The 12,023-nt window shown below is 44.7% G+C and carries 6 protein-coding genes; all 6 read right to left on the bottom strand.

What is annotated here, in order from left to right:
• Positions 1-15: 15 nt before the first annotated feature.
• Positions 16-1,950, bottom strand: a complete 1,935-nt coding sequence (locus CRO74_RS30725; protein WP_097132078.1) for a sensor histidine kinase — start codon at positions 1,948-1,950, stop codon at positions 16-18.
• 288 nt (positions 1,951-2,238) lie between these two features.
• Complete coding sequence (locus CRO74_RS30720; RefSeq protein ID WP_097132076.1) at positions 2,239-7,560, bottom strand: trifunctional serine/threonine-protein kinase/ATP-binding protein/sensor histidine kinase; 5,322 nt, start codon at positions 7,558-7,560, stop codon at positions 2,239-2,241.
• 221 nt (positions 7,561-7,781) lie between these two features.
• Entirely contained in the window at positions 7,782-8,963 is a 1,182-nt protein-coding gene (locus CRO74_RS30715) for a small-conductance mechanosensitive channel (protein WP_097132074.1), read from the bottom strand.
• A gap of 144 nt (positions 8,964-9,107) precedes the next feature.
• Complete coding sequence (locus CRO74_RS30710) at positions 9,108-9,665, bottom strand: GNAT family N-acetyltransferase (RefSeq protein ID WP_097132194.1); 558 nt, start codon at positions 9,663-9,665, stop codon at positions 9,108-9,110.
• Positions 9,666-9,681: 16 nt separating this feature from the next.
• Positions 9,682-11,034: a magnesium transporter gene (gene mgtE, locus CRO74_RS30705; protein ID WP_097132072.1), complete on the bottom strand. Its 1,353-nt coding sequence runs from the start codon at positions 11,032-11,034 to the stop codon at positions 9,682-9,684.
• A 47-nt stretch (positions 11,035-11,081) separates the two neighbouring features.
• The gene (gene rsmA, locus CRO74_RS30700; RefSeq protein WP_097132070.1) at positions 11,082-11,888 is read right to left on the bottom strand and encodes a 16S rRNA (adenine(1518)-N(6)/adenine(1519)-N(6))-dimethyltransferase RsmA; all 807 of its coding nucleotides are present in this window, start codon (positions 11,886-11,888) and stop codon (positions 11,082-11,084) included.
• Positions 11,889-12,023 lie beyond the last annotated feature (135 nt).

Raw genomic sequence — 12,023 nt, 5'->3', positions numbered from 1 at the left:
CTTGATGTCAGTGATTTACCCTTCTATCGGGGTTATAGTCAGCGTGGGCATTGTTTGCGGCCGGTGTACAGGTACCCGGATTTGTATCCAGGTACCCTCTCCTTCAGGCAATTTCGAAAACGAGACAGTTCCCTCCAGACGTTCGATTCGTTCCCGAACGGTCCGCAACCCCCGACCGCTCCCATCTGCCTGCTGAAAGCCGACTCCATCATCGCGAACACTCAAACGAAGGCCAGCTCCCGCCGGATCGGGCAAAAAGCGGATACTGGCTTCACTAGCCTGAGCGTGTTTTAGTATGTTGTTGACCAGCTCCAGGCAAATGCAGTACAAATGAAACTTAGCATGGCGCTCCAACTCATCCTCCAGACCACTCAACTGCAGGGCAAACTGGGTTTTTCCGATACGGTTCAAACTGGCAATCAGTTGCTGAAGCGTATAACCAAAGCCAAGTTTTTCAAGCTCATCGGGCCATAGGTTATGGGAAATCAAGCGCACATCGTCATAGGCATCTCGTACCGTGTTCAGCAACGATTCCAGTACCTGAGGACTTATGTTAGCGGAATCCAGCTCACTCAGGCGGGCACGAACACTAAAAAGCACACTGCCCAGGTGATCATGCAGCTCATCGGCAACACGTCGGCGCTCCTGAATCTGACCATCGATCAGAGCTGCATCCAGCTCTTCGCGCTGGCGTAACTGCTCCACCAGAGCCAATCGCTCTACGTCGATCCGTCGGCGTTCTTCGTTGAGTCGCTGTTGCTGCTGTGAGCTAACATAACTGGCCAAACCGATAGCCATAAATAAAAACTCAAGCAATGAGCCAATATTCTGGGAATAATGAAGGAAAAACCCAGTTCCTGGTAATACATTAGTCCGGTTTAGCACAAATATTGTAAAACCCAACGCGTAGCACATTGAAGCAATAACGTAAAAACGAGCAGCTTGCTGACCATGTCGCCAGGTTCGAAGTCCCGCCAGGAACATAACGAAAACGAGTGGATACGAACTTAAAATAGCTAATGACTGGCTGGATATAGGTAGCCAGTTGGCTAATTTCACAAGCATAAGTACCGCACTAAGTGCTGAAAGCCAGCGCAGGAACTGCCAGAATACAACTGCCGAGTAACGCAGGTTAAGCGCATGTGAATAGAAGAGCGTGAAAGCAGCGATAACCGCCACCGAAAAAATAGCCAGATTATTTTCAATGAACCAGTGCGAATCAGGCCATAGGTACCGAGCTCCTATATTGCTACCCCGGGCAGATTCGTAGAATAGGTACGCCAGCAGATAAAGAGCTAAATACATATAGCCCCGATCATGGGTAAATAGCCAGATAATGGCATGATACAAGAACATCAGCAGAAGAATACCCCAGTAAATTCCCCAGAGTAGCGACGCTCGTTGGGCATGGTCCAAAAATGAATTCCGCTCCCAGACAGCTAACGGAAAATAGCTATGAACGTCCTTATTTTCAATATGTAAATACACCGTTTGGGGTTGGGCTGAGCTTTCCGGAAGGGGCAGTACGAAGGTGTGAAATGACAGCGGGCGCCCTGCTTTGCCTATAGCATCGCCTGCCTGAACGTGATAAACCGGCCGGCCCGCCCGCACAACATACATATCAATACGGCGAATATTACCAAACCCTACTTCAACTAAGTATTGGGAATGCTGTTGACTTTTATCCGGTTGAAACACAAAGCGAAACCAGTGGCTAGGTTTCGAAGAAGGTAGATTGGGAATTTCCTGATTAGTAGGCAGAAACCGGTGAGCAACAGCCGAACGTTGTACATCAGCCAGCAAAAGGCGGTAGGTTGGATCAGAAAGATAGTCAGTTTGTAACCCTATCAATTGAAACGGCTGACCACGCGGCAGATGAACTGGAATCGATGCCCTGCCAGGCAATGCATAGGCAAACCCAAAAGCTATCAAAAGTAAAAAGCAACGCATGAGTACGTATTACAGGAATAGGTGAATAGATGGCTCGACGGAATATAATGCGCCCGTATGAAAGTCCATAATGACAGCCCTAAAAATCATGGATTTTCGTAGGCAGTCTGCGGAAATTCCTGGTAGCGCTATAACTCGTCCCACCCGTACACGTCAAGGCCTGCTACCCTAAGTTTATCCTAGTACCGACCGAAACCTATCTTTTTCACTACCAAGGCATTAACTAAAATTTTCTGAACAGATTAACTACTTAACGCAGTTCATATACGTGCGTAAAAACGCTTTCCGTTACAAAACAACGCTTTCTGCCGAAGTGGGTAATTGGATAACGAACTCTGTTCCCTCCCCTTCCCGGCTTTGCACAAGCAGCCCTCCCCGATGGCCCTTGGTTATGATATCGTAACTCAATGACAGGCCAAGGCCGGTTCCCTCGCCCGTGGGCTTTGTGGTAAAAAATGGTTGAAAAACCTTCTGCTGAACACTCTGAGACATACCAATGCCATTATCAGCAATGACAATTTCAACAAATCCGTTTGCCTGACTAATGCGCACACTAACGACTGGCTGATAATCGTCTCCCTCCTGCTTCTTCCGCTCCCGAACAGCATAAAAGGCATTACTAAACAGATTTAAAAACACCCTGCTGACATCCTGTGACACAACATTGACCGTATCAACTGCCGAATCGTAGTCCGTGATCAGCTTACAGCTAAACTCTTTATCTTTAGATTTCAACCCGTTATAAGCCAGATACATATACTCATCGGCCAGCGCACCAAGATTGGTTGGCTGCATTTCGCCACTCCCGATGCGGGAATGTTCCAGCATACCTTTAACAATATTTGAAACACGCTGCCCGTGGTGGTGAATCTTGCTAAGGTTATCTTTCAGAAAGGCTAACAAGTTAGACTCCAGTTCGGGGGCTCGGGCCGGTTTGCTTTGTTCCAGCCTTAAGTCATCAACAATCTCGGCACTTATTTCAGCAAAATTATTGACGAAGTTCAGTGGGTTTTGTATTTCGTGAGCTATACCCGCCGTCAGTTCCCCAAGAGAAGCCATCTTCTCCTTCTGAATAAGTCGGGTCTGCGTACTTTTGAGTTCGGTCAGGGCCTGTTGGGTCTGGTCGCGTTGAGCCTGTATTTCGACCGTGCGCTCTTGTACTTTGTTCTCCAGATTTGAGTAAAGGATTGCATTCTGAATGGATATGGCCATCTGCGATGACAGCAGACTAACTATCTTCAGCCTTTCTTCGGTGAAAGCACCTACCGAAATATTATTTTCCAGGTATACAATTCCATACAGCTTATTTAAAAAAACGATTGGACTACACAGTATGGACTTAGTCTGATTCCTTACAATATAGTCATCGTTTCTGAACTTGCCCTGACTGGCAGCATCGTAAAGAACCACCGACTCCTGCAAATGAGATACATAGTTTATAATTGTTTGCGGTAGCTCTTTACTGCCTTCGACAGCACTATTTTGCATCGTTTTCACCTCGTCTGCTGAAGCGGAAGCCTGAATAAGTATCCGATCATCCTGCTTTAGTAAAAGCATCCCATTTTCAGCACCCGCATTCATCATAATGATGTTCATCATTTTGCTGAGAAGCGATTTTAACTCGATCTCACCCGAAATTGCCTGCGATGATTTTACGATGGTATCAACATCCAATGCATAGACTGGTTCGCCCCCCTCATCCCGAATCAGGTCTTTGCCATTCTCAGCCACGCCGTTTCGTATAGTCTTGAATAGCTGGGGGTAAGCCTCCCGCAAAAATTTAATTTTACCCTGCGCACCCCATTTGTTGAACAAGTAATAAGCATCTTTCCAGTACCCGGAAGAAGCTGTATCAATTCCGTGTCGACTAAAAAATTTTGCGGCTAGTTCATTAGCAAAAGCTTCATCAGCCGGCCAATCATTTTCACTCGCCAGTCGTATCGCTTTTTCATAAAGTTTGGTAGCCCCCAGAAAATCATCATCGATATTCGCCATCTCAGCTTCCATCAGATGCTGCATATGCTGAAAATTAGTTGGCTTATAATCTGCCCACTTTTTCATTTTAGCCAGCTCTTTTTTCATCCGCTTTTTTAACAGGTCTTTTGGCGGATCAGTACCATAAAGCAGAAATCCGGAAGAAGCAAAAAAAGAAACAGTGCTAAGGCGGGTTAAATTAATGAGACTAACGAGAGACTTAACGAATTGATCGGCCTGCTTAACCGCTTCATAAGACTTTTCATACTGGCCATAAAATAAGTATAAATACGCTTTATGAATATGGTACATACCAATTCCGGAAGAGTATTTCCGTTGCGTCATCTGTTCCAGGCAATGTGTTTCATCAAAGTCAGCATCATTCATGGAGTGTAACCCTTCCGTCAAACCCATTAAATTCTTCGTCAGCTGCAAATTCATATTTGCCGAATCAATGGCATCCGTATAGTTTGTATCCAGAACAACCTTAAGGTATTTTTTTTGCTCGCTCAATGATGTTGGGAGGTCAAGCGAAGGTTGCCAGACGGTACAGTTTGTTGCACAATAAGCTAAATAAAATAAATCACCAGAAAGGTAACCGGCTTCTATACCTTTTTTAAAAAATTCGCCGGTTGTATTCCAGTGATTATTAAAATGATGCGTTAAGACGCCATAAGCCGCAATTACCCGGCACCGGTACTCAATATCACCCAGTTTTTCGTTGAGTGCCAGACCAAGCTGACCAAAACTTTCTGCTGATTTTAAATCGCCAAACGCTTCTGATAAAACAGCGCCAAACGCTACATAAGCGTAAGCCGATTCTTCGCAATTTCCATGTTGCATGGAAAGGTTGACAATTTTAAGCTGTGTCAACCCATATAAACTATCATTCCCTAAAACAAAAGCAGATGGACCAATCTCGGTTAGTAGCCTTGCTGCAGCTTTTTTCTCCGGATCCTGCAATATGGGAGAATCCAATAAAGCAGCAGGTTTTCTTGTACCAAGTAGCCATTTGGCAAGGAGTACTTCTTTTAATACAACGGCCGACGACGGTTTTTCAGGTAATATATACCCTAGCAACCCAAGCCCTTCTATACCACAACGAATAGCTTCTTCTGATTTCCCTACGGTATTATATTGCCGTATTCTAAACGATAATATTTCAACTTTTTCTAGTTTGGTCCGGGCTTTTTCCAACAAAAGGCTCATACATCGTTCTGCCGTGTTATAATCGTTTGTCTGATAAGCATTTTGAGCATATCCAGCATACAAGTCAAACACCAGCTGATGATGTAAATCCCATGATGAATCTGGCATTAAATCAATACCTTTTTTAAAATAGGCCAAAGCAGCTGTATAAGCTACCGCCGACTGCGCTTTTCTTCCAGCCAGTAAATTCATATGGGCCAGATTAAGCTTCTCAGTTTCATCAATTAAATCAATTCCCTCATTAAAATGCCTTACTATCTCTATTATATGTTCACTCTTCTCTGAATCAGGTATTGTTTCCAACAGCATCCTGCCAATCGTCAAGTGCAATACTTTCCTGCTGTCTTCTGCTATACGTTGATAAACACTCTGTTGGATACGATCATGATGAAACTTATATAAAACACCAAAATCATCATCGCCAATAACCAATCGATAAGCTTCACTCGTAGGAACTATGATTTCATCCTCAAGAGCAGGCCAAAGAATCACGGACGTGTCGAAGGCATTCTTTTTGGTAAGTAAGCTAAGCGTTCTAAGATCAAATGTATTTCCAATACAGGCGGCAAGCTCTAATAATTCACGGCAATCTTCGGATAACTCACTTAACTTGGTTGCCATAAAGTCAACCACATTACTGGATATATTATGCTCAGCTATTTTTTTTATATTCCATGTCCATTTACCACTTAAGTAATCAAAAAATACCAATCCCTGCGTAAACGTCGTTTTAAACAATTCATACACATAAAATGGATTGCCAACAGTTCTTTTATAGATTATAGTGGCAAGTGCTTTAGTTTCTTGAGAACTCACTTTTAAGGTATCGGCAACTAGCTGATTAACATGAGTTTCCTCCAGGTTCGACAACTTTAACTCACTTACTTCATGTAGTTCTTTAACTTTTTCAATAGTAAGCTTTAAGGGGTGACCAGGCCCTGTCTCATTATCACGGTAGGCGCCAATAATGAATAAGTAGGGTATCCCTGTACTAATGAGGTCAGTAATCAGACGAAGCGAGGAATCATCACTCCACTGTAAATCATCCAGAAAGATGGTCAATGGATGCTCGTGTGTGGCAAATACGCGAATAAATTCACGAAGCGTAAAGAAAAAACGATTTTTTGACTCTGCCGGGTTTAATGGCTGTACCGGCCCCTGTTTGCCAATAATGTATTCAAATTCAGGAACAAGATCGACAAGAACCGGGGCATTTAAGCCCAGAACATTAATTAATTCGGTTTTAATTTTTCCCAACTTATAACTTGGCTCACTTACCAGGTCCTTTACCAGTTCAGCAAACGCAAGAGCAAATGCACTAAACGGAGAGTTGGCTTTGAACTGATCAAATTTGCCGGAAACAAAGTACCCATTTCTTTTTACAGTTGGCTTATGTATTTCGTTAATTAAAGCCGTTTTTCCAACACCAGCCGTTCCACTAATCAGAGCAAATCGACACCCACCACCAGAAACCTCCTTAAACAAAGACAGTAAACTTTCAATATCATGATCCCGTCCATATAGTTTTTCGGGTATATTGAATTTAGAATAAATATCTTTTTCCCCAACCGAAAAATTCAGAACATCTGGTCCATTTATAACATAAGTCAAACATTTATCCAGGTCATACTTAAGGCCGCTTGCACTCTGGTATCTATTTTCTGCATTCTTCTCCGTTAACTTTAAAATAATATCTGAAATAGCTTTCGGAATTTTTGAATTTAATTCAGCTGGTGGAACAATGTTTTTAGCTAAATGGTAATAGACCAACTCCATTGGCTCCTCGCTCGTAAAAGGCAATATGCCAAGCAGTATCTCGTAAAAAGTTATTCCTAAGGAATAAAAATCTGTTCGATAGTCAGTAGAGCGATTCATTCGACCCGTTTGCTCCGGAGAGATATAAGGCAATGTACCTTCCAGTATATATGGGTTACGCGCAGATGCACGTTCAAGAGACAACTTTGTAGCTAATCTAAAATCTATCAGAAATACATCTTTTGTATGAATATTAATAATTACATTTTTAGGATTGATATCTTTATGCATTATGTTTAATGCATGTAAATCGCCTAGAATAGTAGTAAGTTTTATGGCAATGTCGAGAAATTCGTCAAGGTCTAACCGATTCGAGATTAAATAATCAGCTAATGATATCCCATTAAAATCTTCCAGTACGATAATCGGTCTTCCCTTATAGTTTAGTAGGTCGTATGCTTTACAGACTCCGTTTACATCAATACTACTCAACAACGAATACTCTTTTTTCAAATAAGCAATTTCGGTTGCACCTGGGTATGGGTTTGCCAGTGTCTTAAATAGTACATTCTTCTTGTCTACACTTCGTATAGCCCGATAGATAACAGTACGTTTTCCTTCATAAATAACTTTATCAACTTTGTAACCAGGTATATTGTCTTCGCGTATCATGAGGTTAAGTTAAGCTAATTGGAACTGTGAGCGGTATCATTTTACAGGTAATTCATTTATTAACTATTTTTCCTGCATCTCATCTATGTTTTTGGTCTTTGTTAATAGTATAAACTGTCAGTTATATAATGAAATCCTTAGGTATTTTTATCTTCATTTTCTTGTAGAGTTCTGGTAGGTACATAGTAGGAGGCCTGAATCCTCCTACTATGTACGGTGGATTAACTTACCTGTAACATTTTTTCATCGCTCACCTGATTGACATCAACTGATGGGTCAAAACCAACTAAACAAGCAACAATAATCCATAATAACCAGCAGGCATTGCCAAATAACAGATACCCAAAATAGCCCAGAATTGGCATCTCCGAAAAGAGATGGTATTTATCCAGGTAAGGCACAGAATACTTCCAGTAATTTGGATTTGTGGGCATATCATCGTGAAACCATTCACTTCCAAAGTTCCAGAATTCCCAGAAAAACCCGTTCAGTAACGTGCTGATAGCGATTAGTACAACAAATGACCAGTCGCCCTTCTCACTAATTTCAGTGAAGGGGGTCCAGAAACCAGAAATTGCCATTGCCGGAACCAGGAGCGGCAACATACTTACCCAGAGCATCCAAAATAACTCGTTGGGAAAATAACCCATCAGGAAAAGGGATATACCGCCAATAACCAGACATATATACTGGCCCGTAGTTGAAAATTTGATTACCGGGCCAAACGAATATCGGTTCTTTATCGATTTGAACGTACGCAGCAGCCAATACCATTCAAAAATGGCAGGTAGTACCGTTGTGTATGACACTAACTGCCAGGAGATATTACCGAAATTACTAAGGATATTGTTGTTGGGGTAATACCAGTTTTCCAGAACAAAAAAATTCTGATATTCAAAAACGAACCAGCTAAAGGCCGATGTAACAGCCAGGATTTTTACGGTATTGGGCTTGGCTGAAATTAAGGATACACCGTTGTTTCGCTTGTAAACGATACCGTCCAAAACAAAAATAAATCCCCACCATAGCGGTACAAATGTGAAATTATCCGCAGGTTTCAGTACGTCAAATCGCCCCCACATCAGCAGCCAGCTAACCAGGACAACAACAATGGCTGGCCTGAACCAAACCGGATAGCTGCTATCTATTTTCTCAGCTTCTACCACGTCCGGCTTTTTCTTAAAGCCAAATAATTTCGGCAATAACAAAAAGGTTAGAATAAAAAGGGCAACTAGTGAGCAGACATTAAAATACGTTTGATTAAATGGTGGATCGTCAGCTACTTTTTGAGCCGGAAATAAGCCGTAGCCTGGAGGTAGTCCACCCCATTTCAGGTAACTTCCAAGTAAGGGCAGGATAAAGAAAAACAGGAACGAGATGATCAGTAATGTTTTCTTTTTCATGAATTAGCAGGGTCAGATTAAGTAGAAACAACTTGATGATTTTTTAAACCAAAACAAACAAATTGATAATTTAACCGATTTACAGTCAATCGTTTATCTACTTACAGGCACATCTCAGACCGAAAACGAGTCGCACGTCAAAATTTACTCCCTTTGCGTGAACTCGCCCTGAAAATGGCTGATGGGTACTGGCGGAGCAGGATTCGGCTCATGCGGCTGCAGCACCCGTTGGAACCACGACACATCGTGCCAGGACCCCATCTTGTAGCCAATGTTGGCGTAGGTTCCGATGTAGGCAAAGCCCATCGATTGGTGAAATAATTCGCTTGGAGGATTGGGGCTCGTGATGCCCGCGTAGGCATTGCAGTATCCCTGCCGACGCAACAAGACGAATAGCATTGAGTAAAGCTGCCGGGCTATTCCGCGCCGGTGCCCGGACGGATGCACGTATACTGACGTTTCGACCGACCATTGATACGCAGGCCGATCCCGATGCCGGGATGCATACGCGTAGCCAAGCACACGCCCCTCTTCCTCGGCAACCAGATACGGGAATTGCTGCTGAATTGTTTGGATACGGCTGGCAAACTCCAACAGAGTTGGCACTTCGTACTCGAACGTAATGGTTGAGCCTGTAATAAACGGCGCATAAACAGCCAGAATGGCGGGCGCATCTGCAGGATGGGCAAAACGAATAGTCATGGCACTGGGAAGATACTTAAACTTCAGCCAGTAACCATTGGGCAATGAGAAAATAAACACCGATACCAATCAGGTCGTTGGCCGTTGTGATGAACGGACCCGAAGCCACCGCCGGATTGATACCAATTCGGCTGAGTAACAAGGGCGTTACGGTTCCCATAAAGGACGCCAGCATAACGACCGCCAGCAGCGACGTAGCCACGACAAAAAACAGACGGGGTTCTGCGATTATAAAGGTGTAGGCACCGGCAATGAGCCCTACAACCAGTCCGTTGATGAGCGCCACCAGCAGTGTTTTGAGCAATCGTTTACCAAGACTTACACTTAGGCCCGAGGTATCAGCCAGGGTTTGCAGAATGAGGGATGACGTTTGAATACCAACGTTTCCACCGGTCGATCCGATAATGGGGATGAAGGCCGCCAGGGCTGCTATTTTACCAAGCTCGCTCTGAAACCCGTTAATGACCGTTGCTGCCATCAAGCTGCCAACCGCTCCGGCTACGAGCCAGGGCAGTTGCACTTTCGACCGCTGCCAAACGCTGTCGTCCTCTTCAACCTCTCCCGATAAACCGGAAATTACCTGAATATCTTCTTCGGCCTGTTCCGTAATGACGTCCACCACATCATCGATAGTGATTCGGCCCAGGAGCCGCTGCTGAACGTTCACGACCGGAATGGCATCCAGGTCATACTTCTGCATGACTTCGGCCACTTCGGCAACGGGTCGATAGGTTTCTACAAAAACAACGTCGTCGTCGTAGATATCGGCGATTTTGACGTTTTTCCGGGCCAGTACAATCTTTTTGAGCGAGACCAGCCCAAGCAATTTGCCAACATCATCGACCACGTAAACCGCATACACGTTTTCTACGTCTTCGGCTTGTTGGCGAATCTCTTCGATACAAGCATTGACGGTCAGGTTTACGTTGATCCGGATAAGCTCTTTCTGCATTAGACTTCCCGCCACGCCATCTTCGTAATGCAGCAAGTCCAGAATGAAACGGGCCTGCTCCCGATCTTCCAGCAAACCAATCACCTCTTCGCGTACCTGAATGGGCTGTTGATTCAACACGTCAACGGCATCATCCGAATCCATCTGGTTGATGAAGGGGGCAATCTCGGCCGACGTAAACAGCTTGAGCAAATTGGTTCGCTCGGTTTGGTCGAGGTTGGCAAGGATTTCGGCACCAACGGTTTTATCGAGCAGACTAAGCAGGTAATGCGCCGATTCGGGTGCCAGTTCATCCAGAATTCCCGAAATATCGGCCGGATAAAGCTCTTCCATCTCCGTCCGCAGCGTTGCATCATCGCCCGTGTCGATAGCCGACTGGATCTGGTCGAGGTATTCTTTAGTGAGTTCGAAAGTCATTAGTTGATGTATGATATAGGATGTATGATGTCACGGACGGTTACACCTCATACCTCATACATCAATCTTGTTAAGGTTACGAACTCGGCCACGCTTAGCTGTTCGGCGCGTTTGTCCATGAACGGGCTGGCGAGGGCGGCTTCGGATGGTGCAAGGGGCTTTAATGCGTTTCGGAGCGTTTTCCGGCGCTGGCTGAACCCGTGCTTAACCACCTGAGTGAACTTTTTTACGTCGCAACCCAGGTCAGTCGTAGCATTCCGTTTGAGCGAAATTACACCCGAGAAAACTTTCGGTGGCGGATTGAATACGCTGGGATCTACCGTGAATTCGTACTTGATGTCGTACCAGGCCTGCAACAACACGCTTAGTATGCCGTAATCTTTATTGCCCGGCCCCGAGGCTACCCGCTGCGCTACCTCGCGCTGGAACATGCCCACCACCTCCGGAACGCGGTCGCGCATGTCCAGTACTTTAAAGAGTATCTGGGTTGAAATGTTGTAGGGAAAATTGCCGATAACGGCAAAAGGCTCTGTATTGTCAGGCTGTTTGGTGGGCAGTAGATCCGGGCGGATATTGAGAAAATCGGACGCCAGAATGCGGCCTTCAAGGGCCGGGACATACTGCTTCAGATACTCCACCGACTCGCGGTCAATTTCTATAACGTACGTCTCAAACTGCTTATTCTGTAGCAGAAACTGGGTCAGCACGCCGGTACCCGGACCAATTTCGAGCACTTTGGTATACGGAACGCCGTCCGGTCCGGCATGTACGGTCAGAAGTTCGGCGATGCGCTGTGCAATACTCAGGTCTTTCAAAAAGTGCTGACCGAGTTCTTTTTTAGGTTTAACGTACATGTTGTATCAGGCCGCCAGAGCGGGCATTTTCGGCCAGTTCACGGACCAATACAAAGGTAAGCGCCATTGGGCGAATTATTGGCGGCTATTCGTCCAAAAGCTAACTACCATTCAGTTTCTGCCACCCTATTGTCC

The organism is Spirosoma fluviale (genome assembly GCF_900230225.1).
In the GTDB taxonomy this organism is placed as follows: Bacteria; Bacteroidota; Bacteroidia; order Cytophagales; family Spirosomataceae; genus Spirosoma; species Spirosoma fluviale.
This window is presented reverse-complemented; position numbering and strand designations above follow the sequence as displayed.